Annotated in this window: 22 protein-coding genes; 16 read left to right on the forward strand and 6 right to left on the reverse strand. The window is 71.7% G+C overall.

Going from position 1 to position 25,409, the window contains the following annotated elements; all coding sequences use genetic code 11:
* Window position 1: 1 nt before the first annotated feature.
* Genes E1269_RS01770 through E1269_RS01780 form a run of 3 tightly spaced genes read right to left on the reverse strand, consistent with a single transcriptional unit; the run spans window position 2 to window position 2,405 of the window.
* Window positions 2–1,051, reverse strand: a complete 1,050-nt coding sequence (locus E1269_RS01770; RefSeq protein WP_131890331.1) for a LacI family DNA-binding transcriptional regulator — start codon at window positions 1,049–1,051, stop codon at window positions 2–4.
* A 43-nt stretch (window positions 1,052–1,094) separates the two neighbouring features.
* The gene (locus tag E1269_RS01775) at window positions 1,095–1,430 is read right to left on the reverse strand and encodes a hypothetical protein (protein WP_131890333.1); all 336 of its coding nucleotides are present in this window, start codon (window positions 1,428–1,430) and stop codon (window positions 1,095–1,097) included.
* A gap of 9 nt (window positions 1,431–1,439) precedes the next feature.
* Entirely contained in the window at window positions 1,440–2,405 is a 966-nt protein-coding gene (locus E1269_RS01780) for a DUF6772 family protein (protein ID WP_131890335.1), read from the reverse strand.
* Window positions 2,406–2,761: 356 nt separating this feature from the next.
* Between E1269_RS01780 and E1269_RS01785 the strand changes: the two genes are divergently transcribed.
* The 12 genes from E1269_RS01785 (at window position 2,762) to E1269_RS01840 (ending at window position 16,127) form a co-directional block, all read left to right on the forward strand.
* The gene (locus tag E1269_RS01785) at window positions 2,762–3,529 is read left to right on the forward strand and encodes an IclR family transcriptional regulator (RefSeq protein WP_131890337.1); all 768 of its coding nucleotides are present in this window, start codon (window positions 2,762–2,764) and stop codon (window positions 3,527–3,529) included.
* Window positions 3,529–4,452, forward strand: coding sequence for a nickel ABC transporter permease (nikB, locus tag E1269_RS01790; protein ID WP_131890339.1), 924 nt, complete (start codon window positions 3,529–3,531; stop codon window positions 4,450–4,452). Before E1269_RS01785 ends, nikB begins: the two co-directional genes overlap by 1 nt.
* A gap of 3 nt (window positions 4,453–4,455) precedes the next feature.
* The gene (locus E1269_RS01795) at window positions 4,456–5,361 is read left to right on the forward strand and encodes an ABC transporter permease (RefSeq protein ID WP_131890341.1); all 906 of its coding nucleotides are present in this window, start codon (window positions 4,456–4,458) and stop codon (window positions 5,359–5,361) included.
* 7 nt (window positions 5,362–5,368) lie between these two features.
* Complete coding sequence (locus E1269_RS01800) at window positions 5,369–6,379, forward strand: ABC transporter ATP-binding protein (protein ID WP_131890343.1); 1,011 nt, start codon at window positions 5,369–5,371, stop codon at window positions 6,377–6,379.
* Window positions 6,360–7,403, forward strand: coding sequence for an ABC transporter ATP-binding protein (locus E1269_RS01805; protein WP_131890345.1), 1,044 nt, complete (start codon window positions 6,360–6,362; stop codon window positions 7,401–7,403). Before E1269_RS01800 ends, E1269_RS01805 begins: the two co-directional genes overlap by 20 nt.
* Before the next feature lie 125 nt (window positions 7,404–7,528).
* Window positions 7,529–10,327: a glycoside hydrolase domain-containing protein gene (locus E1269_RS01810; RefSeq protein ID WP_131890347.1), complete on the forward strand. Its 2,799-nt coding sequence runs from the start codon at window positions 7,529–7,531 to the stop codon at window positions 10,325–10,327.
* A 265-nt stretch (window positions 10,328–10,592) separates the two neighbouring features.
* Window positions 10,593–10,715, forward strand: coding sequence for a type B 50S ribosomal protein L36 (gene ykgO, locus E1269_RS01815; RefSeq protein ID WP_131890349.1), 123 nt, complete (start codon window positions 10,593–10,595; stop codon window positions 10,713–10,715).
* Window positions 10,716–10,745: 30 nt separating this feature from the next.
* The gene (gene rpmG, locus E1269_RS01820; protein WP_131890351.1) at window positions 10,746–10,910 is read left to right on the forward strand and encodes a 50S ribosomal protein L33; all 165 of its coding nucleotides are present in this window, start codon (window positions 10,746–10,748) and stop codon (window positions 10,908–10,910) included.
* A gap of 131 nt (window positions 10,911–11,041) precedes the next feature.
* Complete coding sequence (locus E1269_RS01825) at window positions 11,042–12,733, forward strand: alkaline phosphatase D family protein (protein WP_131890353.1); 1,692 nt, start codon at window positions 11,042–11,044, stop codon at window positions 12,731–12,733.
* A gap of 175 nt (window positions 12,734–12,908) precedes the next feature.
* Window positions 12,909–13,376, forward strand: a complete 468-nt coding sequence (locus tag E1269_RS01830; protein ID WP_131890355.1) for a GNAT family N-acetyltransferase — start codon at window positions 12,909–12,911, stop codon at window positions 13,374–13,376.
* Window positions 13,377–13,611: 235 nt separating this feature from the next.
* On the forward strand, window positions 13,612–14,631 hold the full coding sequence (locus E1269_RS01835) for a LacI family DNA-binding transcriptional regulator (RefSeq protein WP_131890357.1): 1,020 nt from the start codon (window positions 13,612–13,614) through the stop codon (window positions 14,629–14,631).
* Window positions 14,628–16,127 (forward strand): mannitol dehydrogenase family protein, encoded by a 1,500-nt coding sequence (locus E1269_RS01840; RefSeq protein WP_203432712.1) that lies wholly within the window; start codon window positions 14,628–14,630, stop codon window positions 16,125–16,127. Before E1269_RS01835 ends, E1269_RS01840 begins: the two co-directional genes overlap by 4 nt.
* A gap of 19 nt (window positions 16,128–16,146) precedes the next feature.
* Here E1269_RS01840 and E1269_RS01845 read toward each other — a convergent pair whose 3' ends face one another.
* Window positions 16,147–16,929 carry an aminoglycoside phosphotransferase family protein gene (locus tag E1269_RS01845; RefSeq protein ID WP_131890359.1) on the reverse strand — a complete coding sequence of 261 codons (783 nt, stop codon included), beginning with the start codon at window positions 16,927–16,929 and terminating at the stop codon, window positions 16,147–16,149.
* A gap of 105 nt (window positions 16,930–17,034) precedes the next feature.
* On the opposite strand from E1269_RS01845, the gene E1269_RS01850 reads away from it, so the two are divergent.
* The 3 genes from E1269_RS01850 to E1269_RS01860 all read left to right on the forward strand — a co-directional run bounded on the left by E1269_RS01850 (window position 17,035) and on the right by E1269_RS01860 (window position 19,456).
* Window positions 17,035–17,523, forward strand: a complete 489-nt coding sequence (locus tag E1269_RS01850; RefSeq protein ID WP_131890478.1) for a cupin domain-containing protein — start codon at window positions 17,035–17,037, stop codon at window positions 17,521–17,523.
* A gap of 106 nt (window positions 17,524–17,629) precedes the next feature.
* Window positions 17,630–18,499 carry a sugar phosphate isomerase/epimerase family protein gene (locus E1269_RS01855; RefSeq protein ID WP_131890361.1) on the forward strand — a complete coding sequence of 290 codons (870 nt, stop codon included), beginning with the start codon at window positions 17,630–17,632 and terminating at the stop codon, window positions 18,497–18,499.
* Between the two features lie 18 nt (window positions 18,500–18,517).
* Window positions 18,518–19,456 (forward strand): fumarylacetoacetate hydrolase family protein, encoded by a 939-nt coding sequence (locus tag E1269_RS01860; RefSeq protein WP_131890363.1) that lies wholly within the window; start codon window positions 18,518–18,520, stop codon window positions 19,454–19,456.
* Window positions 19,457–19,518: 62 nt separating this feature from the next.
* Here E1269_RS01860 and E1269_RS01865 read toward each other — a convergent pair whose 3' ends face one another.
* Together E1269_RS01865 and E1269_RS01870 are read right to left on the reverse strand one after the other, a co-directional pair.
* On the reverse strand, window positions 19,519–22,062 hold the full coding sequence (locus E1269_RS01865; RefSeq protein WP_131890365.1) for a sialidase family protein: 2,544 nt from the start codon (window positions 22,060–22,062) through the stop codon (window positions 19,519–19,521).
* A gap of 205 nt (window positions 22,063–22,267) precedes the next feature.
* Window positions 22,268–23,272, reverse strand: a complete 1,005-nt coding sequence (locus E1269_RS01870; protein ID WP_131890367.1) for a Gfo/Idh/MocA family protein — start codon at window positions 23,270–23,272, stop codon at window positions 22,268–22,270.
* Between the two features lie 179 nt (window positions 23,273–23,451).
* On the opposite strand from E1269_RS01870, the gene E1269_RS01875 reads away from it, so the two are divergent.
* Window positions 23,452–25,404 (forward strand): ABC transporter substrate-binding protein, encoded by a 1,953-nt coding sequence (locus E1269_RS01875; protein WP_203432717.1) that lies wholly within the window; start codon window positions 23,452–23,454, stop codon window positions 25,402–25,404.
* Window positions 25,405–25,409: the final 5 nt, after the last annotated feature.

Here is a 25,409-nt window from a genome sequence, read left to right on the forward strand (position 1 = left end):
CTCAAGCCGAGGCACGCACGACGAGCTCGGGCCTCAGCAGGCGCTTGCGCGGCTGCGCCTGCGCATCGGTCGTGGAGTCGCCGCGCAGCCGGCGCAGCAGGAGGTCGACCGCGGTCTCGCCGATGCGGCGGGCGGGCAGGTGCACGGTGGTCAGCGGCGGGTCGAGGTACGCGGCGTAGGGATGGTCGCCGTAGCCGACGATCGCGAGGTCCGTCGGTGCCCGCAGGCCCTGCTCGGCCAGCGCCCGGTAGAGCCCGAGGGCGAAGTAGTCGTTGCCGGCGACGACGGCGTCGGGCCGGTCGCCCCGGCTGACGAGCTCACGGGCCAGTTTGTAGGCCTCGGCCGGCTGCCACGGCAGGACCGCCGAGTCGTGCCGGCGGGTCGGGACGGAGATGATGTCGGCGTCGGAGCTGGGCAGCCCGGCGTCGGCCATGGCGCTGTGGAAGCCGGCGATGCGCCCGGCGATCGTGGTGATCGGCAGGTCCTCCTCGAGCACCTGGACGCGCCGGGCTCCGGCGGCGATGAGGTGGCGGGTCGACTCGTAGGCGCCGCGCTCGTTGTCGATGCCGACGAAGTCGCAGCCGAGCTCGGGAACGTCGCGGTTGGCGAACACGATGGGCACGCCGGCCGCTTGGACCCGCGTCCAGTGATCGGTCTCGCCCTGGACGGGCACGACGATGGCGCCGTCGACGGCCGAGTGCAGCAGCGACTCCACCGCCCGCCGCTCGTTCTCGACGCTCTCGTCGGTGACCAGGAGCAGCAGTGAGTAGCCGCGGCCACGCCCGCGCGGCTCGATGCCGCTGATCAGCTGAGCGTAGAACGGGTTCGACGGGTTGGTGATGACCAGCCCGATGGTCATGGCCGAACCGAGGACGAGCGAGCGCGCATGGGTGTTGGGCACGTAGCCGATGCGCTCGGCCTCGGCGCGGATGCGCGCACGTGTGTGCTCGCTGACGTTGTCCTTGCCGCCAAGCGCCCGGGAGACGGTGTTGACCGACACACCCAGCGAATTGGCGATGTCGCGTAGCCGGGCCCTGCGGGTGTCGGTCACCGTCGTCCTCGTTCTCGTGTCGTGCCGCCGGCTGGAGAGCGCCTCAGCTCTTGACCGCCAGGTAGACGCGCAGCTTGGCCTCGGCGTCGTCGCCGCGGACCCGCCCGCGCAGGCGCAGCCAGTGGCCGAACTCGCGTACCGCCCAGCTCGTCAGACCGAGCCCGGTCGCCAGGTGCGATGCTTCGTCGTGGTCGCACCACGTGATGCCGTCCGGGGAGAGCTGCGTGACCAGCTCGAGCTCGACCGGGTCGCCGGTGGCCGACAGGACCTGGACGAACCAGCGTGCTTCGGTGGCCCACGCGACCTCGTACGGCTCGGTCTCGAACTCGCCCCGTACCGTCGTGTTCCGCTCGAGTACAGCGGTCAGCGATTGACGCATCGTCGTTGCCTACCAATCAACCGAGATGAGGACGGAGTCCAGGTACAGGAAATTGCGCACGGACGAATGCGTGCGGACGCTGAAATAGAAGTTGAGCAGATTCTCCAGCGACTCGTACCGGTCCTCGTAGATCGGGACCGGGACATCGCTCATGTCCATGACGCGGTCATTGATCTGCAATTCCACGTTCTTGCGCGCGGCGGTGTCGACGACCCAGCGCAGATAATGCCAGTTGATCTTCGTCGGGACCTCGTTGTAGCAGAGCTCCTGTGGCTCACCGAAGGGGTGCCAGTCCTCCGGGTTCGGCGCGGTGAAGTCGGCGGCGTAGCCCAGCTTGATCTTGCCTTCGAGGTGTTCGCGCGGTGTCGGCTCCGGGACCACGGGGTACATCCACCGCCGGGTCAGCCGGTGGTCGAGATCGGTGTTCTGGTAGCGCGCGACCGTGTGGTAGCGGACACCGCCGTCGCCGCACAGGTCGGTGGCCACGGTCAGCGCGCCGAACTGGGCCTCGGACGGGTGCAGGTTGCCGTCCCAGACGACGTCGCCGAAGGAGTCGTTGGCCGGGTCCGCACCCAGGGTGGCCTCGGCTTTGAAGGCGAAGTACGTCTCCAGCTGCACCCGGCCGCGCCCGCTCATGGTGAGCCGCCTGATGGCGACCGCGGTGTGGCCCGGATACGGCCGGGTGGCCAGCTTCAGGGCATAGGTGCCGCCGAGCGTCCCATGGGTGCCGATGTCGAAGAAGTTGCAGGCGCTGAGCTGCGGCGGGCGGAAGTCGCGCATGTGGTCGTCGACGGTGTCGAGGTTGCCGTTGCCGTCGTAGTTGCCGAGCAGTTCGCACCAGCCGTGCGTGCCGGAGTCGAAATCGTCGTGCGCGAGGATGCGGCCCAGCGGATTGAATTTCGACAGGCGTGGATCGGCCGCTACGAGCGCCCTCCGGAGCTGGCCCGTCAGATCGCTCTCAGTATCCACAGACAAGGTCGCCTCCTCGCGAATTCGAGCCCGCTTCGAGGGTGATTTCCAGCGGCTCGCACCTGCTCGGACGTTAACGTTCACGGAACAGCGGTGTCAAGGTGGCGTTGCATCCCTCGCAACCACGCTGACCAGCGTATTCGCCAATTCGTCGGCGCCACCCTTGACAGCGTTCGCGCCATTACCCTAGCGTCGCACATGAACGCTACCGTTAACGTTAATGGAACGGGCCCGACCTCGTCCTGACATCGCGGCGGTCGCGTCGGCCGCGCCGGGTGAACCTGGGCGCGGCTCCACCCGCTGCCCGGCCCTCGCGAGCGCGTGCGCCGGACCGCCGACCAGAGCACAGGGGTGAGTGATCGATGAAGTCGCTGAGCCGCGCCCTCGAGGTGCTGACCGAGCTGAGCCGGCACGGCCATCCGCGCACGCTGACCGACATCACCAACGCCGTCGGCCTGCACAAGAGCACCGTCCACCGGATGCTGGCGACCTTCGTCGAGTTCGGCCTGGTCCGCCGCGACGAGGCCAACCGGTACGTCGTCGGCCTCGGGGCACTCGACCTGGCGCGAGCCGCCCGAGGCGAGGCCGGACCGGACTCCGTCGTGCACCCCGCCCTGGCTGAGCTGCACGAGCGCACCGGCGAGGCGGTGAGCTACGGGCAGCCACGCGGCGGCCAGCTGGTGCGGACTGCGACGGCCGGCCAGTCCGCGGCGGAGCCTGGGTCACCGCTGCCGATGCACGCGACCGCGCTGGGCAAGGCCTACCTCGCGCATCGTCCGCGGGTCGAGGTGGACCGGTTCGTGGTGCGCGCTCCGTTCCCGCGGCTCACCGCCCGCACGGTGACCGACGCCTACGGCCTGCTGCGCGCCCTGGCCAGGACGCGTACCTGCGGCTACGCCGTCGAGGACCGCGAGTACGCCGAGACCGGGCGGGCGGTGGCCGCTCCGGTGCTCGACCACGACGGGCTGGCCGTCGCCGCGGTGGCCGTACGGATCCCGTCGCGGGTGACGCATCCGGCCGAGCTGGGTGGGCTGGCCGCGGCGGTCACCGCGTGTGCGGACCGCATCGGCGCCGGCCTGCTGGACGAGGCTGCTCCAGTGGTCGTCCTGGCCCACGCCCAGGGGGCCTGATGCCGGCTTACCTCGCCCGCCGGCTGCTGTTCTCCGTCTTCGTGCTCTGGGGCGCCGTCTCGGTGATCTTCCTGGTGCTGCGGCTGGTGCCCGGCGACCCCGCCATGGTGCTGCTGGGCCCGGACGCGACGGCGAGCCAAGTCGACGAGCTGCGGGCGCGGATGGGCCTGGACGAACCGCTGATCGTCCAGTACGGCATCTACCTGCGCGACGTCGTGCGGCTGGACTTCGGCGAGTCGTTCCGGATGAGCGTCGACGCCATGGACCTGGTGCTGTCCCGGCTGCCGAACACCGCGCAGCTGGCGGTCGCCGCGCTCGGGCTGTCGATCCTCATCGGGTTCCCGCTCGGCGTGGTCGCGGCGCTGAAGGCCAACACGCTGACCGACCGGGTCATCTCGGTGCTGTCGCTGGTGGGGCAGTCGACTCCGGCGTTCTGGGTGGGCATCGTCTTCATCCTGGTGTTCGCCCGGACGCTGGACGTGCTGCCCAGCGGCGGCACCGGCGGCTGGCAGCACCTGGTGCTCCCGGCGGTGACGCTCGCCCTGCCGTTCCTCGCGATTCTGGTCCGGCTGACCCGCAGCGGGCTGCTGGAAGTGATCCACGAGGGCTACGTGCAGACCGCCCGCGCGAAGGGCCTGCGCGAACGCGTAGTGATCTTCCCGCACGCCGCCCGCAACGCGCTCATCCCGGTCGTGACGGTGGTCGGCCTACAGTTCGGCCAGCTGCTCGGCGGCACCGTCATCGTCGAGACGGTGTTCGCCTGGCCAGGCGTCGGCCGGCTGCTCGTGGACGCGATCTCGCATCGCGACTACGGCGTCGTCCAGGCCGCCGTGCTCTTCATCGCCGGCGTCTTCGTGCTGGTCAACCTCGTCGTCGACATCCTGTACGGCTACCTCGACCCCCGAGTGCGATTGGCCGGGTGAACCATGACCGACACTCTCACCGACCTCGGCAGCCCACCGGCCGCTCCCGTCCCGGAGCAGGTCGTCCGGGCCCGCCGCCGGGCCGGATCGGGGCGCATCCGCTTCGCGAGCGCCGTCATCGGCATCTACGTCCTCGCGGCCGTCTTCGGGCCGTGGCTCGTCGGGTACGACTCTGTCGCGACGAGTACGGGCGACCGGCTGCTGCCGCCCGGATCGCGCACCGAGGACGGGTCGCTGGCGATCTTCGGTACCGACCAGGTGGGCCAGGACCTGTTCGCCCAGGTGCTGCAGGGCGCGCGGATTTCCATCGCGGTCGGCGTCGCCACCCTGCTGCTGGCCGGGGTGATCGGTGTCGCCATCGGCGTCGTGGCCGGGTGGTACGGCCGGTGGCTGGACGGTGCGCTGATGCGCCTGGCCGACGTCCAGCTCACGTTCCCGTCGATCCTGCTGGCCATCTTCATCGCCGCGCTGCTCGGCCCGAGCGTGGTGAACGTCGTCATCGTGCTGGCCATCTCGAACTGGGTGACGTTCGCGAGGGTTGCCCGCAGCCAGGTCCTGGTGACGAAGAACCGAGACTTCGTCGACGCGACTCGGACTCTCGGCGCGAGGTCCTGGCACCTGGTGCGCCGCTGCGTCCTGCCGGCCTGCGCGGCACCGGTGCTGGTCGTCGCGACGGTCGAGATCGGCCACGTCATCCTGGCCGAGGCGTCGCTGAGCTTCCTCGGCCTCGGCACCCCGGCCAGCTCACCGAGCTGGGGCGTCACCATCGCGAACGGGCGGAACTACCTGGGCGACGCGTGGTGGATCTCGACCATCCCGGGCATCTGCCTGGCGCTGCTCGTCGTGTCGTTCGGACTCCTCGGTGACGCGCTGCGGGACCGGTTCGACCCGAAGCTGAAGAACCTGTGAGGCGGCCGTGACGGACACTCCACTGCTCAGCGTGCGTGACCTCGCGGTACGGTTCCGCACTGGCGCCGGCCAGGTCCGGGCTGTCGACGGCGTGTCGTTCGACGTGCGCAGGGGCGAGACCCTCGCCGTCCTCGGCGAGTCCGGCAGCGGGAAGAGCGTCACCGCCCAGGCCATCATGGGCATCCTGCCCAGACCGGCCGGTGAGGTCGTAGCCGGCAGCATCGTCTACGACGGTCGCGACCTGCTGGCCGAGGACCCGAACCGGGTCCGCAAGCTGCGCGGCGACGAGATCGCGATGGTCTTCCAGGACCCGCTGAGCTCACTCAACCCGGTTTTCCGGGTCGGCTGGCAGATCGGCGAGATGTTCCGCCGGCATCGAGGCGCGTCGCGCCGGGACGCTCGCGCCGCCGCCGTCGAGTTGATGGAGCGGGTCGGCATCCCGGCCGCCCGGCGACGGGTGGACGATTTCCCGCACCAGTTCTCCGGCGGCATGCGCCAGCGGATCATGATCGCCATGGCGCTCGCGCTGAAGCCGCGGCTGCTCATCGCCGACGAGCCCACGACGGCGCTCGACGTCACCGTCCAGGCGCAGATCATGCGGCTCCTGGCGGACCTGCGGCGCGAGGAGGGCATGGCGCTGGTGCTGATCACGCACGACCTCGGGGTGGTGGCCGACGTGGCCGACCGGGCGCTGCTCATGTACGCCGGGCGCGCGGTCGAGACCGGCGACATCCGTGAGGTCTACGACCATGCCGCCCACCCGTACACCCGGGGCCTCATGGCGTCGATCCCGGACCTCGACGCGCCGCGCGAACGGCTCACGCCGGTGCGCGGCGCGCCGCCGAACCTCCTGGACCTGCCGTCGGGGTGCTCGTTCCATCCGCGCTGCCCGCACGCCACCGACCGGTGCTCCGTCGACGATCCCGTGCTCCGGCCGATCGACGGGCGCCCCGAGGAGCACCGGTCCGCGTGCCACTACGCCGAGGAGGTGCTGGCCGGTGAGCGCGAGCCCGTCTGAGCCCCTGCTCTCGGTGCGTGAGCTGCACACGACCTTCCCGATCCGCTCGGCCCTGCTGCGCCGGGTCACCGGACACATCCAGGCGGTCGCCGGCGTGTCCTTCGACCTGCGCCCGGGCGAGACGCTCGGGCTGGTCGGCGAGTCCGGCTCGGGCAAGTCGACCCTGGCGCGGACGGTGATCGGGCTGGAGAAGGCCGCCTCGGGCACCGTCACCTTCGACGGCCGGGAGCTGACGTCGGCGTCGCCGGCAGAGCTGCGCGCGGCACGTCGCGACATCCAGATGATCTTCCAGGACCCCTACTCGTCGCTGAACCCGCGCCGGACCGCCGGCCAGATCGTGGCCGAGGCCTGGGAGATCCATCCCGACGTCGTGTCCCGCTCGCGGTGGCGGGACGAGGTGAGCGACCTTCTCGCCCGGGTGGGCCTGGACCCGAGCCACGCCGACCGCTACCCCCACCAGTTCTCCGGCGGACAGCGGCAACGCCTGGGCATCGCCCGCGCCCTCGCGCTCAAGCCCAAGATCGTCATCTGCGACGAGGCCGTGTCGGCGCTGGACGTGTCGATCCAGGCCCAGGTGCTCAACCTGCTCGCCGACCTGCAGGCCGACCTCGGCCTCACCTACCTGTTCATCGCGCACGACCTGTCGGTGGTCCGGCACGTCGCCGACCGGGTCGCCGTCATGTACCTGGGCCGGGTGGTCGAGGTGGCCGACCAGGAGGAGATCTTCCAGCGGCCCACCCACCCGTACACCCAGGCGCTACTGTCCGCCGTCCCTGTCCCGCGTCCGTGGGACCAGCCGCAGCGCGAGAGCATCATCATCGGCGGCGACGTCCCGTCGCCGGCTGACCCGCCGTCGGGGTGCCGGTTCCGCACCCGGTGCTGGAAGGCCCAGGACGTGTGCGCGCAGGTCGAGCCCGCCCTGGAGATCCGTCTGGGCCTGCACCCCAGCGCCTGCCACTTCGCCGAGCTCCTGTCGGCCGCGCCCGGGAACTCGCCCGAAGGGTCCCTCACCCCTGGTGGGTGAGGCCCGGCCTACGTCGCGGTGCCTACCTCGGGGCGGCGGGCCGGCATGGTGTCAAGATCTTGACGAACAGGGGCGATCTGCGCGAATCTGCTCGGGTCACCCGTCGTCCGATCAGGAGTAGGCACATGAGATTGGGTCTGCGCACCGTGATCGCCATCGCCACCATCGTCACCACTGTCGCCGCGCTGCCTCCTGGTGGTGGGTCGGCTCCCACGGCCGCGGCCGTGGGAGCCGACCCCGTCGTCTGGGTGCCGACGGGGTCGTTCGCCAGCTCGTCGTTCGTCCGGGTGGAGCAGGACGCCGGCCCCGGCGCGACGGTGCGTGAGGGCGAGGTCCTCCGGCTGGACGTGCCGGCCGGCGGTCGGAGTTCCGCACAGCTCGCGGTCCACGCGTCCGGCGGCCTGGACGAGCTCAACGTGTCGGTCGGGCGGCCGCGGTCGCGGCACGGCGGCGCGCTGCCGGCCGAGGCCGTCCAGGTGCGCTACCCGCGGTACATCCCGTTCGACTCCGGCGGTGTGGTGGCCGACCCGCTGCTCGACGTCGCCTCCGTCGACGTAGCCGAGAACGCCAACCAGCCGGTGTGGTTCACCGTCGACGTCCCCGCCGGCGCCGCGCCCGGCGTCTACTCGGCGACGGTGGACGTGACCGGCGGCGGTCGCAGCCTGGGCGGGTGGACGCTGCAGGTGGTCGTCGCCGACGTCGCTGTGGAGCCGATGGCGGACCGGCCGTTCACGCTGGACCTCTGGGCGCACCCGGACGCGGTCGCCGACCAGACCGGTACGCCGCTGTGGAGCGAGGAACACTGGGCGGCGATGCGCCCGTACCTGCGTGACCTCGCCGAGCACGGGCAGCGGGTGGTCAACGTCGCCGTCACCGAGGACCCGTGGATGGTCGACCACCAGGGCGAGTGGCGGCCGCAGACGTGGAGCCACTTCGCGTCCATGGTCGAGTGGAGCTGGGACGGCGAGCGGTTCGGCTTCGACTTCGGCGTCTTCGACCGCTATGTGGAGGAGTCCCGCGCGGCGGGCATCGGCGAGCGCATCCACGCCTTCGCGATGCTCCAGTTCGACCACCGGGAACGCTTCGTCTACACCGACACCAGCACCGGTGAGCGCGTGGTCGAGGAGGTCGATCTCGGCGACGCGCGCTACCGCGAGGGCTGGGGCCAGTTCCTGCGCGCGTTCACGGCGCACCTGACCGAGAAGGGCTGGTTCGACGACGCGTCGCTCGGCTTCGACGAGCGGCCGGCCGACGAGCTGGAGATCGTGTTCGACGTCCTCACCGGTGAGGCGCCGGAGTGGCTGGACAAGATCGCGGTCGCCGCGAACAGCCTGGACGTCCAGGACTTCGCCGACTACGTCAGCTACAACTACTCGTTTCTCGACAGCGTGCCGGACGAGGACATCGCCCAGCGCCGCGCCGAGGGCAAGCCGACGCTGTTCTACACGTACTTCAACCCGCTGCGGCCCAACACCGTGACGGCGTCACCGCCGATCTCCGCGCGCGTGCTGGGCTGGGTGGTCGCGCAGAAGAATCTCGACGGCTACCTGCGCTGGACCTACAACTCCTGGCCGGAGGACGTCTTCGCCGACCCGAGCTTCCGCTACGGCCAGGGCGACGAGTACATCGTGTACCCGGGCGAGGACGGGCCGGTCTCGTCGATCCGCTGGGAGACGTTCACCGACGGCCTGGACGACGCGGAGCTGCTGCGCAGGTACGCCGAGCGCTACGGCCGCGACGACCCCCTGTTCACGCAAGTCCTCGGCGCGGTCGACCCGAGGGCGCAGAGCAGCGCGCCGGCGTGGTCGGCGATGCTGCTGGGCCGGCACGCGGTGCTCCGAGGGCTGCGGGCGGACGGGGACCTGGACGTCACCGTCTCCCGGCCGGACGGCGAGGTGGCGGCCGGCGACGTCGTCGAGATGACGGTGACCGCCACCGCCACCGGCGAGCGCCCGGTGCCGGCGCCGCGGCTGGATCTGCCCGACCAGCCCGGCTGGTCCGCGCGGGTCGTGAGCGCGCCGCGGCCGGGTGCGCTGCTGCCCGGCGAGCAGGTCACGTGGACCGTGCGGGTCACCGTCGACGACGACGCCGGCGGCTACCTGTACCTCGGCGGCGCGGTGACCGATGCGGGCGGCCGCGACCGCGCCGACTTCGCGACCGACCTCACCGTCCGGCCCCCGGTCGAGACCACCGGCCCGCCGGTGGCAGCGCCGGCCAGCTCCCCGGACGCGACCAGCCCGGTGACGATCACGGTCCCGGTCACCAACGTCTCCGACCGCGAGCAGACGGTCGAGCTGGTCGTCGGCAACCTCGGCTTCTGGCAGCTCGACGTGCCGACGTCGCCGGTCGCAGTCCCGCCGGGCGCGACGGTGAACGCGTCGGTGCGGCTGCTCCCAGGCGGCCGGACCGGATGGAGCACCGTCGACGTCGAGGTCCGGCACGGCGGCGCCGCGGTCGGCTCCGGCCGGGTCGACATCGTCTCCGGCGGCCGGCACGTGTCGGAGTGGGAGTGGGCGTCGCAGACCAACGGCTGGGGCCCGGCCGAGCGCGACACCAGCAACGGCGAGGACCAGCCCGGCGACGGTGCCCGCATGTCGATCAACGGCCGGCAGTACGGCGTCGGCGTCGGCGTGCACGCGCCGTCGCGGATCACGCTCGACCTGGCCGGCCGGTGCAGCCGGTTCCAGACCGACATCGGGGTCGACGACGAGGTCGCCGGCGGCAGCGTTCGGTTCCACGTCGAAGCTGACGGCCAGGAGATCTTCGCGTCACCGGTGATGACCCAGACCTCCGCGGCCCGCTGGGTCGATCTCGACGTGACCGGCGTCCAGACGCTGGCCCTCGTGGTCGACGACGGTGGCAACGGCGTCGGCCAGGACCACGCCGACTGGGCCGGTGCGTGGCTGCGCTGCGAATCCGGCTGACGCGGCCAGCGTGATCAGGGTGAAGCGGTCGCCCGGCGCGCTCGGGCCTTCACTCGTCCGACGGGCGGGTCCCCTGGACGGTGCGGATCCGGCGCCGACCTCGCCGGGCTGGAGAGCGAACCACCCCCGTGATCAGGTGTGCGTGCGCATCAGGTCCGGCTTCTCGGGCGACAGTGGTTGACGCCGACCGCACGTCGGTGGGAATGAGCGCCTCGACGCCCGTGTTGATGAAATCAGTTCTCAACTACAGGAAGGTGGCCCGCCGATGAAGGTCCGCACCTCGTTGAGGTCGCTGAAGAACGCGCCCGGATCGCAGGTCGTGCGGCGGCGCGGCCGGGTCTTCGTCATCAACCCGGCGAACCCGCGCCGCAAGGCACGCCAGGGCTGAGGCACACCCGACGTCTGGAAGGAGAGGTCGATGGCTCGCACCGAGCTTCGCCCGGTGGTCAAGCTCCGCTCGACCGCCGGCACCGGCTACACCTACGTGACCCGCAAGAACCGGCGCAACGACCCGGATCGCCTGGTGTTGCGCAAGTACGACCCGTTGGCCCGCCGGCACGTGGGGTTCCGCGAGGAGCGCTGAGGCCCAGCGGCGGGGAGGCACGCCTCAGCGCCTGCGCCCGGGAGCCGGCCCCGGGCGCACCGACGACGTTCAGAGACCGGTCATCATGAGTCATGCCCGGCGTTAACCTTCCAAGCGGACCGTTGGTGCGCATGGAAGCTTCCCCCGAGCGTCCAACGGGCGCGTCCCTGTCTCGTCGTCTCTTCGTCGCCGGCCTCGGTGCCTCCGCCGCCGCGGTCTCGGTCCCGTCCCTGATCCGCGTCGACGGCGCGTACGCCGCGGCGCCCAGCACCGGCGGCTCGCTGCCCGACGGTGTCTTCTCCCTCGGTGTCGCGTCCGGTGATCCGCTGCCGGACGGCGTCGTGCTGTGGACCCGGCTCGCGCCGGACCCGCTGGCCGGCGGCGGGATGCCGAGCCGTCCGTATCCGGTGGAGTGGGAGGTGGCCGAGGACGACGCGTTCGCCCGCGTCGTGCGCCGAGGGCGCACCGTCGCCCTACCCCAGGAGGGCCACAGTGTCCACGTCGAGGTCGACGGCCTGGAGTCTGGCGCGGACTACGTCTACCGGTTCCGCGCCGGCGGCCGGATCTCCCCGGTCGGCCGCACCCGCACCGCGCCGGCCGGCGCCGTCTCGTCCGGGCTGCGCTTCGCGTTCGCGTCCTGCCAGAACTGGCAGGACGGCTACTACACCGCCTACGAGGCGCTGGCCGCGGAGGACCTCGACTTCGTCGCGTTCCTGGGCGACTACATCTACGAGTCGGTGCCCCGGACCACCACCGTCCGCACCCACGAGGGCACCGGTGAGCCCGTCACGCTCGCGGAGTACCGCAACCGGCACGCCCAGTACCGGTCCGATCCCAACCTGCAGGCCGCACACGCCGCGTTCCCGTGGATCGTCACCTGGGATGACCACGAGGTCGACAACAACTGGGCCGACGAGATCCCGCAGGACCCGGACCTTCAGACGCCCGAGGCGTTCCGGGCCCGGCGCGAGGCGGCGTTCCAGGCGTACTACGAGCACATGCCGCTGCGCCGTGGCGCCCGCCCGCGCGGCCTGGACCTGCAGCTCTACCGGCGGCTCCGGTTCGGCGACCTGGTCGACCTGCACGTCCTGGACACCCGGCAGTACCGGTCGGACCAGCCGGCGACGCTCGAGGCGGCCTCGACCGACCCGTCGCTGACCATGACCGGCGAGGACCAGGAGCGCTGGCTCGTCGACGGGCTCACCGACGGCGGGACCCGCTGGAACCTGCTGGCCAACCAGGTCATGTGGGCGCAGAACGACCGGACCGCCGGTCCCGAGGACACCTTCGACCTCGACAACTGGGACGGCTACCGCGTCCAGCGGCGCCGGCTGCTGGAGCTGTTCGGCAGCGGCCAGGTGGCCAACCCCGTCGTCCTCACCGGCGACCGCCACTGCACCTGGGTCTGCGACCTCGAGCCGGACTTCGACGACCCGTCCGCTCCGGTCGTGGGTGCCGAGATCACCGGAACCTCGATCTCGTCCGGCGGCGACTCCGACCCGGACGCGTTCCAGCAGACCTACCGGCCGATCGCGGCGGAGAGCCCGCACTGGAAGTTCTTCGACAACCAGCGTGGCTACGTCGTCTGCGATGTCGACGGCGAACGGATGCTGAGCTCGCTGCGGCTGGTCGACACCGTCTGGCAGCCGAGCGGGGCGACCGTGCGCACCGCCGCGGAGTTCGTCGTCGAGGCCGGGGCGCCCGGCGTCACCGTCGAGTTCCAGGAGCCGCCGGCCGTCACCCAGCGCGCCCAGGCCCGGCGCGAGGCCGGCCCCGTCTACGACGTCGACGACACCGAGGACCTGGCCGACGTGGGGCGCTGACCCGCATCCGACGTCGTGGCGCCGCCGGCCGCTCGCTACCACCGCGGGCCGCCGGCGGCGCTGTTCTTTCGGCCGGACATCTCGCCGTAACGCCTGGAAACCCGGACGTCACCTGCTGCGACATACGGTCGAGACGCCGGCCGCACGACGGCAGGTACCACGAAGACGGAGAACCATGAAGATCACGATCGACGACCTCTCGGGCCCGGAGATCGCCGGGTTCCTCGACGAGCACGTCCGGCAGATGCTCTCCATCACCCCGCCGGAGAGCAAGCACGCGCTCGATCTCGACGGCCTGCGCCGGCCCGAGGTCACGTTCTGGTCGGTCACCGACGGTGGCCGCATCGTCGGCTGCGGCGCCATCAAGCGCCTCGACGCCGGCCACGCCGAGCTGAAGTCGATGCGCACCGCGCCGGCCAGGCAGCGCGGCGGGATCGCGTCGTCGCTGCTGGAGCACATCATCGGCGAGGCCACCCGAATGGGGTTCACCCGGATGAGCCTCGAGACCGGGGCCGACGAGTTCTTCCTGCCGGCGCGGCGGCTCTACCGGAAGTTCGGGTTCGCCTACTGCGAGCCGTTCGCCGACTACCGCCCGGACCCGCTCAGCGTCTTCATGACCCGCACCCTCACTCACCGCGGCTAGGCCCGGCCCGCGCAGCGGAAATCCCGCGGCTCGCGACCGCGGGAAACTGGTCGTATCCCGGAACGGACCAACCGGTCCGGCCGGAACGTCGGGACCACCCGGCCGGGTCACCAAACGCGGCGTCGGTGGACCCGTGCGAACGTTTTCATACCATGCCATGCCGTTCACCTGCTTGAAAGGGTCGACAGGGCCAGCTTGCTAGAATCCTTTGCAAGTTGCCGTGAGGAGGCTGGGGTTGGTCACCGTCCATGACGTCGCGCGGGCCGCCGGGGTGTCCATCTCCACGGTCTCGCGTGCGCTGGCCATGCCCGAGCGGGTCGCCGAGAGCACCCGCACCCGCGTCGTCCTCGCCGCGCAAGAGCTGGGCTACCGGCCCAACTCCGCGGCCAGCCGGCTGCGTGCCGGCCGCACCGGCGCCGTCGGCTTCGTCGTGCCCGACCTGGAGAACCCCTACTTCGCCTCGCTCACCAAGGGCGCGCAGGCGCGGGCGCGCGCCTGCGGGTACGCCGTCCTGGTCGCCGACACCGGTGAGGACCCCGAGCTCGAGGTCGAGCTGGTCACCGGCATGGGTCCGCAGATCGACGGGCTCGTGCTGTGCTCGCCGCGGGCCGCGGAGCGCGACCTCGACGCCGTCGGCGCCGTGCCGCTCGTCCTGGTCAACCGCGAGCTCGGCGTGCGTCCGTCGGTCACCGCGAACGACGTGTCCGGCATGCGGCAGGCGGTCGAGCACCTGCGCGCTCTGGGCCACCGGTGCGTCGCCTACGTCGGCGGGCCGGCCCGGTCGTGGTCCGACGCGAGGCGACGCGCCGGCTTGGACCAGGCGGTGCGCGAGTTGCCGGACGTGCGCGCGGTTCAGCTCGGCGCGTTCCGCCCGCACGTTGCCGGCGGACACGCCGCCGCCGACCTCGTCGTCGCCTCCGGCGCCACCGCGGTGGTCGCGTACAACGACCTCGTCGCCATCGGGTTGATCGAGCGGCTCCGCGCCCGCGGTCTCGACGTGCCGCGCGACCTCAGCGTGGTCGGCTGGGACGACACGTTCGTCGCCACCCTCGCCTCCCCGGAGCTGACCAGCGTCGGTGCCGACCTGCCCGCGCTCGGCGCCGTGGCCACCGACGTCGTGCTCGAGAGCGTCCGGCGATCGCGACGGTCCGGTGCGGGCGCCGCCGATGCCGCGGGGGCCGACGGCGAGTCCGGCGGCCAGGTGCGGGTGCCGGTCGAGCTCGTCGTCCGTGCGTCCACCGGGATCGCGCCGTGACTGGCCGGCCGGGCGTCGACCGGCCGGTCACGGGCCGGCTGGGCGCCGGCTGGCTGGCGGCCGCCGCGGACGTCGCACCGGACGTCTGCGTGCCGGCGGCGCGGCCGGAGCGGGTGGGCATCGTGCACCTGGGCATCGGCGCGTTCCACCGCGCCCACCAGGCCGTCCTCACCGAGGACGCCGCCGCGGCCACCGGCGAGACCGGCTGGGGCATCCTCGGCGTCACCCAGCGCTCGGCCACGGTCCGCGACCAGTTGCGCTCGCAGGACGGCCTGTTCGGCGTGCTGACGCTCGGTGCGGACGAGTCCTCGCTGCGGGTCGTCGGGTCGGTCGTCGACGTCGCGCACCCGGCCGACGAAACCCCGCGGGTGCTGGCCGCCGTCGCCGCGCCCACCACGCAGGTCGTCACGCTCACCGTCACTGAGCAGGGCTACAGCCGCACCGCCGACGGCGCCCTGGACGTGGCGGTTGTCCGCACCGACCTCGACGCGCTGGCGGCGGAGGAGGCCGGCGGCGTCGCCGACCGCCCGGCCGGCAGCGCGGTCGGGCTGCTGGTGCGCGCGCTGGCGGCCCGCAGGCGAGCCGGCGGCGCCCCGATCACCGTGCTGTCGTGCGACAACCTCGCCGACAACGGTGCCCTGCTGGCCCGGCTGGTGCGCGCGGCGGTCGACGCGGCGCTGCCCGGCGACGCCGGTCGCGCGCTGCGGTCGTGGCTGGACGGCGCGGTGACGTTCCCTGCCAGCATGGTCGACCGGATGGTCCCGGCCACGACGGACGAGCAGCGCGCCGCCGTCGCCGCTCGGCTGGGTACGCTCGACGAGGGACTGGTCGTGGCCGAGCCGTTCCGGCAGTGGGTCGTCGAGGACCGCTTCGCCGGACCGCGGCCGGCCTGGGAACGCGCCGGCGTCGTGTTCACCGACGACGTGGGGCCCTGGGAGCGGGCGAAGCTGCGGCTGCTCAACGGCACCCACTCGCTGGTGGCGTACGGCGGCGCGCTGGCCGGGCACGCGACCATCGCCGCGGCCGTCGCCGATCCCGCCGTCGCCGCCAGCGCCCGCGCCTACCTGTTCGACGACGCCCTGCCGACCCTGACCGCGCCGCCGGGCCTCGACCTGGCCCACTACGGCGAGAGCATCCTGGAACGGTTCGCCAACCCGCACCTGCGGCACACGACCGAGAAGGTCGCCACCGACGGCACCCTGAAGATCCCGCAGCGCTGGGGTGGGGTCGTCGCCGATCGCCTCGCGGCCGGCGAGCTGCCCGCCGGCGCGGCGTACGGGCTGGCCGCCTGGGTCGCGTTCGTGCTGCGCCGGGTCCGCGACGACGCCCCGTTGCCCGACGCGCGGGCCGACGAGCTGCGCGCCGCGGCGGCGGGACCGGGCGACCCGGTACAGCGACTGCTGGGCCTGCCCGGCCTGCTGCCCGCCGAGGTGGTGCGGTCGGTGCCGTTCGTCGACGCCGTGGTCCATGATCATCAACGGTTGGCGACGCCGTGACGTCGCCAACCGTTGATGATCATGGAGCTCCCTCGACGAGCTGGCGGTTGCCCTCGCTCCAGGCGACCCGGGCGAGCAACTCGTCCAGGTGGCCCGCCGCCACCCAGTCCACTTGGGGCTGCTGGCCCGCGGCGGCGAGCCGGCGTACCCGCTCGATCATGTCGCGCTGGACCTCGATGACGGCGTCGACGAGCCCGTCGGTCGAGTCCAAGCCGTAGGCAGCGGCGAACACCTCGATCCGGTGCCGGCGATCCGGCGGCTCGGGGTAGCGCAGCCACCGCAGGCACTCGGCGTCGTCGCGGAACGGCGCGACGTACTCCAGGGCGTAGGCGACGTCGTAGCTCCGGGTGCCCCAGTGGGCGAAGTCCCAGTCGATGACGCCGACCGGGTCCGCGCCCTGCCAGACGACGTTCCACGGGCCGAAGTCGCCGTGGCAGACCACCTCGGCCCCGTCGATCCCGCTGGTGTCGGTATCGGTGGACCAGGCGACACTCGGCGGCAGCTCGAACCCCGTCACGGCGTCGTGGTACTCCCGCAGCAGCTCGGCGAACCGCGCCAGGCCACCGTCGTCGACCACTTTCGCCCAGCTCTGCGGCCCCGACTCGCCCTCGACGAAGGTGAGCATCTCGCGGCCGTGCTCGTCGATGCCGAGGAACCGCGGCGCGTACCCGAAGCCGACCTCCTCCAGGTGCAACAGCAGCGCGTGGATCGCCGGCGACCACGGCTGGACCGGCCGGCGGACGGTGTCGCCGACCCGCACCACGCGGCGGTGCGGATCGTCTTGAAGGACCTCCTCGACCATGCGCCGAACCTAGCCCGCACGGGCGCGTGGGTAGGAATGATTTTTCACCCGCCCTAGGTTGAAGGCGGTGTCGTCGACGACCGAAGGGACGAGCTCATGAGCCTGCTGCGGTACCCCGAACCCCGCTACCACGGTGACGGCGGGGAGGTCAGCGCCACGTACCGGCCCGCAGGACAGCGCCCGGACCTGACATACCCGTCCTCCGGCGTCACCATCGACTACCTCGCGACCGGCGCGTCCAGCGACGGCGACTTCGGCCTGTACCGCTGGACCGCCGGTCCGGAGGAGTCCGGCCCCGCGCCGCACTTCCACCGCACCATCTCCGAGTCGTTCTTCATCCTCTCCGGCACCATGCGCATCTACAACGGCAAGGAATGGCTCGAGACCAACGCCGGCGACTACGTCTACGTTCCGCCGGGCGGCCTGCACGGCTTCCGCAGCGTCACCGGCGTCCCGGCCTCGATGCTGCTGCTCTTCACGCCCGGCGCGCCGCGCGAGGGTTACTTCGAGGGCCTCATCGACGTCGCGGCCAGCCAGATGTCCGACGAGGAGAAGGCCGCCTTCTACGAACAGCACGACAACCACTGGGTCTGAGCCGGTCCCGCGTTCTGCCCCGACGGGGGATGGGCGGACGGCGCTCCGTAGAAGTTTCTGCTCAACTCTTGAGTAGAGCATCATTTATTTCTAAACTGTCACCGCGATGCGTGAGGAGAGGCGTGGTGACGGAGTGGACGACGGGCCCGGCCCATGGCCGCTGTGGCTGCACTCGATGGCTACGCCGGACACCGATGCCGCAGGGTGCCTGGCGGTCGCACACGAGCTGGGTCTCGACGGCATCGAGCTGATAGTCGCCGACGACTACCCGGCGGCGCTCCCGCAGGCCGCGAGCCCGGCAGAGGCGGCCGCCGTGTCCTCCGTCGCCGACGGGCTCGGCCTGCGGGTCGGCGCGCTGTGCTCGTACGCCCGCGACATCGACCACGAGGCCGCTACCGATCGCCAGAACACCGCCGACGCGCTGCGCCGGGCGGTGGACCTCGCCGCGGCGCTCGGTGCCGGGCACGTCCGGGTGCTGGCCGGGCACGATCGTCCGGCGGAAGAGCGACCCGACGCGGTCCGCCGCGCGGCCGAGACCCTGCGCGGTCTCGCGCCACACGCGCAGGCGGCCGGCGTCAGCCTGAACGTCGAGAACCACATGGACACGCTCGCGACCAGCGCGAAGGCCACCCGCGAACTGGTGGATGCCGCGACGGCGCCGGCGGTCGGGGTCCTGTACGACCAGGCGAACCTCGCCATCATGGCGGCCGAGCCGGCCACCGTCGCCGTCGACCTGCAGCGTGAGCTGATCCGGCACGTGCACGTCAAGAACTTCGTCCCCGCCGGCGACGGGCGGCGGCCGGTGGGTCTGGCCGAGGGGACGGTGGACTGGCCGGCGACGCTGCGCCTGCTCGACGGCTACACCGGCGCGTTGACCTTCGAGTACGAGCGGCGCTGGTACCCCGATCAGCTGCCGCCGGCACAGATCGGCCTACGCGCCGACCGCGACCTGCTGCGTTCCCTGACGACCGGCTGACCGAAAGACGAGGTACCGATGCATCTGCTGAGCTTCCGACGGCCCGGGGCGACGACCCCTTCCTGGGGCGCTGCCACGGTGCCACCGGCCGGCGTGTCCGCCGACGATCCCGGCGCGCTGGCCGCCGTCGCGGTGGTCGACGCGACGCGTGCCGGGCGGTCGTACCCGGCGGACGTCGCGACACTGCTCGAGCTCGCGGTCGCCGAACGTGACGAGGTGCTGGCCGATCTGGCCGCGCTGCAGGGCAAGGAGAGCGACCTCACCGTCGGCGACGTGGAGCTGCTGGCCCCGATCCCGCGACCGCGTCGCAACGTGTTCGCCGTCGGCGCCAACTACCGCGGCCACGTCGAGGAGTCCGAGCACTCGTCCGGGCCGCCGGCCAGCCCGATCTTCTTCACCAAGGCCACCACGACGGTGACCGGGCCGGGCGCCGTGGCCGTCGATCCCGCGCTCACGACCCGCGTCGACTGGGAGGTCGAACTAGCGGTCGTTCTGGGCGCCGGCGGACGGCATTTGTCACCCGAGCAGGCCGCTGACGCCGTGTTCGGCTACACCACCGCGAACGACCTGTCCGCCCGCGACCAGCAGCACGGCCGGCCCGAGGGCCAGTGGTTCCTCGGCAAGAGCCTGGACGGGTTCTGCCCGCTGGGGCCCTGGCTGGTCACCCGCGACGAGGTTCCCGACCCGCGGGACCTGCGCCTCACGCTCACCGTCAACGGCGCGGTGAAGCAGGACTCCACCACCGCGGACATGGTCTTCGACGTCCCGGCGCTGATCGCGGAGCTGTCCCGGTTCGTGACGCTGTGCCCCGGCGACGTGCTGCTGACCGGCACGCCGTCCGGTGTCGGCGACGCACGCACCCCGCCGGAGTATCTGGCGCCGGGCGACCAGGTGGTGGCGTACGTGGACCGCATCGGCCCGCTGCTGACGACGATCGTCGCCGCGAACGGACGGTAACCAAGGACTGACCGGCGCGGCGCCCGTCACGAGCGCCGCGCCGGCCACGGAGCCCGGCAAAGCTACAGGTCGTCGAGCGGCAGGTGCAGCCGGGCCGACCCGCTGGGCGCGGTGTTCAGGTTCATCAGCGTGCCGACCTGAGTGGCCGTCAGCGCTTGGTTCACCAGCCACACCTCGTCGACGGTGCCGCTGAGCGGGCTCTGCCCGTCCACGCGCTGACCGATGTGGATGCCGTAGGAGGCGCCCGCTGACAGCGACCCGCTGAGCGCCGCCGCGGTGTCGGCCAGCATCCCGTCGACGTAGAGCGACAACCCGCCGCTGCCGCGGACGAGCGCGACGTGATGCCATTCGCCGTCGTCGAACGTCCCGGGCGCCGCCAGCGTCGCTGTCGTCGTGCCGTTGTTGAGGTTGGCGCGAAGCCGGTTCAGCCCGGGCTCCAGCCGCACCCACCACTGCGGGTTGGCCGCCCCGACGTCGTGCGCCCAGAGGATCGCCTGGTCGGTGTCCTCGTCGGTGCGGAACCACGCCGCCGCGGTGAACGGCTGCGTGCCGACCTGGATGGTGGTGTCGTCGGCCACCTCGACGTGGTCGGCGTACGACAGCTCCGCGGCGTCGCCGAACTCACCGGTCACGGGTGCGGCGCAACCCACGACGGTGCCGGGGTTGCCCTGGCCGGAGGTGTCCGACGTCGTCTGCGTGCCGCTTGCGCACTCGACCTCGTCGAGCGGCAGGTGGATCGCGGTCGCCCCGGCGGGACCGGTGTTCGTCGACGCCAGCGTGCCGACCTCGGACGCGCTCAGCGCCCGGTCGAACAGCCACACCTCGTCGGCGGCGCCGCGCAGCGGGTTGTTGACGCCGTCGACGCGGGCGCCGACGCGGATGCCGGTGCGCGGGTCGCCGGAGACCGAGCCGGAGATCGCCGGCGCGGTGCCGGCCGCGACGCCGTCGACGTAGAGCGTGAGGCCGGTGCTGTCGCGGGCCAGCGCGACGTGATGCCAGTCGCCGTCGGCGAAGTTCCCGGTCGCGGTGACGGCCTGGGTGGTGCTGCTGTTGTCGAGCATCCCGCGGATGCGGTTCTGATCCGGTTCCAGCCGGATCCACCACTTGGGTTCGCCGTCGATGCGCGAGTACGCCCAGAACAGTGCCTGCTGGTAGGTGACGTCGGTGCTGCGGAACCACATCGCCGCGGTGAACTCACCACTGCCGAACTCCAGGTCGTTCGTGGCGGGTAGCTCGACGTAGTCGCCGGCCAGCTCCATACCGGTGCCGAACTCGGCGTCGACGAGCGTCGGATCCCCGCTGACCACGCTGTCGTGCCCGCTGGCCGAGACGTCCGGCGTCACCGGCTCCGGCGCCGTCGGACCGTCCAGGAGCGCGACCGGGACGCGGGCGAAGCTGATGAGGTGGCTGTAGAAGAGCTCGGTCTCGTCGTACAGGCGCTCGCCGTTCTCGAACAGCACCCCGATGGTGTCGCTGCCGAGATCCACCAGGTCGGAGTAGCCGGACGGCCCGTCGTAGACCTGGAGGCTTTCCTGCCAGGACGCGCCGTCGTCGAAGCTGGACCAGAGGGTGAGGTTCTCGCGCGCGGTGGGATGGCCGGGCGTGGACAGGACCAGCCGGCCGCCGCCGTCCGGGAGGTTGATCACCGACCCGCCGATCTCGGACGTCATGACGCCGGTGGCCGGCCCGAACGTCGCGTCGAACGTCTCGCCCGCGTCACTGCTGGTGGTGTCCACGCGCAGGCCAGGGCTGTCGCCGCGCTGGTCGCGCGAGTTCATGTAGATCGTGCCGTCGTCGAGCTCCGTCGCGGTGGACTCGTGCGGGTGGTAGCCGGTGGCTTGCGGCTGGTCGACGGCGCCGAGCTCCCACGTGACGCCGTCGTTGTCGCTGTAGAGGATGTGGGCGCCGAGCAGCCTCGGGTCGAGACAGTCGATGCCCGAGCCCGGTGGCGGGTCGATCGAGTGGTTGCCCGGGATGATCAGCCGGCCCGGGTGGTCGCCCTGGGTCATGGTGACGCCGTGACCGGGGCCGCCGACGAAGTGCCCCCAGTTGGACGGCCGGACGGCGGCCGTGATCTCGGTCAGACCGGTCCAGGTCGCGCCGTTGTTGCTGCTGTACAGCATGAACGAGCGCCGGGTCTCCTGCTCGGTGGCGGTGCCGCAGCGCACGTCCTCGCCGGTGACGTTGCCGCCGGTGCGGGTCATGTTCAGGACCAGGTCGCCATCGGCGGTGACCATCGGCACCGGATTACCCCACTTGTTGGCGTCGTCGGCGAGCACCTGGATCGATCCCCAGGTCAAGCCGCCGTCGAACGACCGCTTGAGGACCATGTCGATGTCGCCGTTGTCGGTGGCGTCGTTGACCCGGCCCTCTGCGAAGGCCAGCAGGACGCCGTCGACCTCGATGATCGCGGGGATGCGGAAGGAGTGGTAGCCGGACTCGCCGCGTTCGAACACGACGCCGGAGGTGACGCCGTCGGCGTACGAGGCCGCCGCGGCGATGGATGCGGTGGCCCCGGAGTGGGCCAGAGCCGCCGTGCAGAGAAGCGCGGCGGTGGCCGGGAGGACCGCCCGAGGGAGGCGGCGCCGGCTGGTGCGTTCGGACATGGGTCTCCTTTGACTCACGAGTGGATGCTTCACACGCTGGGAGATCACCAGAACGCGCCCGGGGCGCGTCCGTGCACATGGTCCAAACGTCTGGGCCCTCCGGTGGCGCCCTGGCTCGGCCGGCGAGGTGGGGCATGGGTCCTCCTTCGTGCCGCGGAGCGGCGACGGGTCGGGGGTAGGTCGCCGGACCGTGACGGCGCGGCGTTCAGAGGCCGCCGGGGGACAGCTCGGCCGACGTCTCGGCCGACAGGTAGATGTGGTCGATGAGCCGCATGGCCCGCCAGCAGTCCTCGATGGTGGCGATCGGCGGCCGGCCCGCGCTGAGCCGGTCGAGGGTGTCGACGACGAACCGCGCGTAGCGCTCGTCGATCGACAGGCCGCGGCGGATGCGCTCGCCGTCGGGCGTGGCGACCACGACGTCCGAGCGGCGCTCGACGATGTACGCGCCGGGTCCGGCGACGCGGAACTCCTGGTCGCTGGCGTCGATGTGGCCGTGGGTGTAGCCGGCCTCGAGTCCGAAGATGCCACCGTCGCGGCCGCTGACCAGGGCGGCGGCGTAGTCCTCGACCTCACCGCGGTACAGGCCGGACGTGGTGGCGGCGGCGAGCACGACGGGGTCGTCGCCGGCGAGCTGGCAGATGGCGTCGGCGCCGTGGCTGCCGAGGTTGCGCAGCGCGCCGCCGCCGGAGACGTCGGGCTCCAGCATCCAGGGCACGCCCTCCTGCACGTAGCGGACCGGGGTGCCGTTGATGACCCGGAAGTGCCCGTGTACGACGGTGGACAGGTGCCCGGCTTCGCGCAGGGCCTGCAGCTCTTCCCAGAACGGCCCGTACCGGTTGATGAACGCGACGGCGGCGAACGCGCCGGCCCGCTCGACCTGCGCCAGCAGCGGCTGGATCTGCGAGCTGTTCAGCCCGGACGGCTTCTCGATGGCGAAGGGCATCCCGGCCGCGATGAGCCGCTCGGCCAGCGCCGCCGCCTCGGCGTGCCGGGGCATCGCCCACACCACGTCGAAGCCGCCGGCGTCGAGCAGGTCCTCGACGGTGGGGTAGGCGGGGCAGCCGAACTCGCTGGCCCAGCGGTCAGCGGCGGCGGGGTCGTGCGGCTCGCACACGGCCGTCACGGTGGCCGACGCAGCCGCGAACCCGCGGACGTGCATGGGCGTGTGCCAGTGACCGGCGCCGGCGAGCGCCACTCGGAACCTCGTCATGTGTGTGACTCCATGGGCGGCACCCTAGCGACTGGTGGGAAATTTTTCTAGATATCAATTTATTCCATTGACAACCTCCGGGACCGCGAATACGGTGCTCGGAACGTGCAGGGCCAGGCAGAAGGGAAGGCGCGATGACGCGCGGACCGTGGTTGGGACCCAGATACACCAGGCGCCACGTGCTCCAGCTGGGGGGAGCCGCCGCCCTGCTCACCATGGCAGGTTCGGCCTGCTCCGGCGGCTCCGGGGACGACGACGCGCCCGCCGGCGGGGGCGCCGAGAAGGGCCCCGAGGCGCCGTCGCTGGCCGAACGGGTGGCCGCCGGTGAGCTGCCGCCGGTCGAGGAGCGGCTGCCGGCCAATCCGCTGGTGGTCGAGCCGGTCGACTCGATCGGCACCTACGGCGGGGACTGGAAGACCGCCCTGCTCGGGCCCGGCGACGTCGCCTGGCTCGCCCGCACCGGCGGCTACGAGCTGCTCATGCACTGGAGCATCGACTTCACCGAGCCGGTGCTCAACATCGCCGAGTCGGTCGAGCAGGAGGACGGCGGCCGGGCCTACACCATCGGCCTGCGCCAGGGCATGAAATGGTCCGACGGCACGCCGTTCACCGCCGACGACATCGTGTTCGCCTACACCGACGTGATCGCCAACGAGCAGCTCCTGGGTGTCCCGCGCTGGCTCACGACGGTCAGCGGGCAGCCGGCGACCATCGAGAAGGTCGACGAGGTGACGGTCCGGTTCACGTTCGCCGAGCCGCAGGGCCTGTTCATGCACAACCTCTGCATGCCCGACGAGGGTGGCCTGCTGACCAGCTACCCGCGCCACTACCTCGAGCAGTTCCACCAGACCTACAACCCCGACGTGGCCAGCCTCGTCGCTGCCGAGGGCAAGGCCGACTGGGTGGAGCTCTTCAGCTCCAAGGTCGGCTTCTCCATCCTGCTCGACGCCGGCTTCTGGCAGAACCCGGAGCTGCCGCGGCTGGGCGCCTGGACCGTCACGACGCCGCTGGGTACCGGCGAGCAGGTAGTGCTGGAGCGCAACCCGTACTACTTCAAGACCGACCCGGACGGCTCGCAGCTGCCCTACCTCGACCGGGTCGTCTACAACGTGGTCAGCGACGAGGAGCTGATGCTGCTCCAGGCCACCAACGGCGAGCTCGACATGCACATGCGCCACATCAACTCGCTGACCAACAAGCCGGTCCTGGCGAACAGCCGCGAGGACGGCGACTACGACTTCTTCGACATCGTCGACGGCAAGATGAACCAGGCCGTCATGGCGCTCAACCTCGTCCATCAGGACCCGGTGCTGCGCGAGGTCTTCCAGAACAAGGACTTCCGCATCGGCCTGTCGCACGCCATCGACCGCCAGGAGATGATCGACGCGGTCTTCCAGCAGCAGGGCGAGCCGTGGCAGGTGGCGCCGCGCGAGGAGTCGGACTTCTACGACGAGGAGTTCGCCAAGCAGTACACCGAGTACGACGTCGACCTCGCCAACGAGCACCTCGACCGCGCCGGCTACTCCCAGCGCGACGGCGACGGTTACCGGCTGCGCCCCGACGGCAACCGCATCTCCTTCGCCCTGGACGTGGCCACGCCGAGCCTGTTCCCGTTCCACCCCGACGCCACCGAGCTCGTGGTCGGGTACTGGCAGGAGGTCGGCATCGACGTGCGCATGAACCCGATGGACCGGTCGCTGTTCATCGAGCGCCGCGAGGCCAACATCCACGACGCGGCGGTCTGGGTGGGCGACGGCGGCCTGCTGGACGGGCTGCTCGACCCGCGGTACTACTTCCCCTCGCACACCGGCTCCAACTGGGGTGTCCCCTGGGCGAACTGGTACAACAACGCCGGCGACCCGCGGGAAGAGCCGCTGCCGCGGATCCAGGAGCAGATGGACCTCTTCGACCAGCTGCGAGCCACCGCGGACGACGACGCGCGGATCGAGATCTTCCGGCAGATCCTGGCGATCTCCAAGGAGGAGTTCTGGCTCATCGGCACGGTGCTCCCGATGGGCGGGTACGGCATCGTCAAGAACTCATTCCGCAACGTCTACGAGCCGATGCCGGTCTCGGCGGTGTACCCCGAGCCCGGCCCGAGCCGCCCCGAGCAGTACTTCCACGCGTCGTGAGGACG

Origin of the sequence: Jiangella asiatica (assembly GCF_004349065.1) — a bacterium.
Taxonomy (GTDB): Bacteria; Actinomycetota; Actinomycetes; order Jiangellales; family Jiangellaceae; genus Jiangella; species Jiangella asiatica.

What these genes read in the sequence shown, in the direction of transcription:
- E1269_RS01775 (WP_131890333.1), bottom strand. Translation starts at nt 1,430, where the DNA reads ATGCGTCAATCGCTGACCGCTGTACTCGAGCGGAACACGACGGTACGG.
- E1269_RS01830 (WP_131890355.1), top strand. Translation starts at nt 12,909, where the DNA reads ATGAAGATCACGATCGACGACCTCTCGGGCCCGGAGATCGCCGGGTTC.
- E1269_RS01810 (WP_131890347.1), top strand. Translation starts at nt 7,529, where the DNA reads ATGAGATTGGGTCTGCGCACCGTGATCGCCATCGCCACCATCGTCACC.
- nikB (WP_131890339.1), top strand. Translation starts at nt 3,529, where the DNA reads ATGCCGGCTTACCTCGCCCGCCGGCTGCTGTTCTCCGTCTTCGTGCTC.
- E1269_RS01855 (WP_131890361.1), top strand. Translation starts at nt 17,630, where the DNA reads ATGCGTGAGGAGAGGCGTGGTGACGGAGTGGACGACGGGCCCGGCCCA.
- rpmG (WP_131890351.1), top strand. Translation starts at nt 10,746, where the DNA reads ATGGCTCGCACCGAGCTTCGCCCGGTGGTCAAGCTCCGCTCGACCGCC.
- E1269_RS01825 (WP_131890353.1), top strand. Translation starts at nt 11,042, where the DNA reads ATGGAAGCTTCCCCCGAGCGTCCAACGGGCGCGTCCCTGTCTCGTCGT.
- E1269_RS01845 (WP_131890359.1), bottom strand. Translation starts at nt 16,929, where the DNA reads ATGGTCGAGGAGGTCCTTCAAGACGATCCGCACCGCCGCGTGGTGCGG.
- E1269_RS01785 (WP_131890337.1), top strand. Translation starts at nt 2,762, where the DNA reads ATGAAGTCGCTGAGCCGCGCCCTCGAGGTGCTGACCGAGCTGAGCCGG.
- E1269_RS01860 (WP_131890363.1), top strand. Translation starts at nt 18,518, where the DNA reads ATGCATCTGCTGAGCTTCCGACGGCCCGGGGCGACGACCCCTTCCTGG.
- E1269_RS01795 (WP_131890341.1), top strand. Translation starts at nt 4,456, where the DNA reads ATGACCGACACTCTCACCGACCTCGGCAGCCCACCGGCCGCTCCCGTC.
- ykgO (WP_131890349.1), top strand. Translation starts at nt 10,593, where the DNA reads ATGAAGGTCCGCACCTCGTTGAGGTCGCTGAAGAACGCGCCCGGATCG.
- E1269_RS01870 (WP_131890367.1), bottom strand. Translation starts at nt 23,272, where the DNA reads ATGACGAGGTTCCGAGTGGCGCTCGCCGGCGCCGGTCACTGGCACACG.
- E1269_RS01865 (WP_131890365.1), bottom strand. Translation starts at nt 22,062, where the DNA reads ATGTCCGAACGCACCAGCCGGCGCCGCCTCCCTCGGGCGGTCCTCCCG.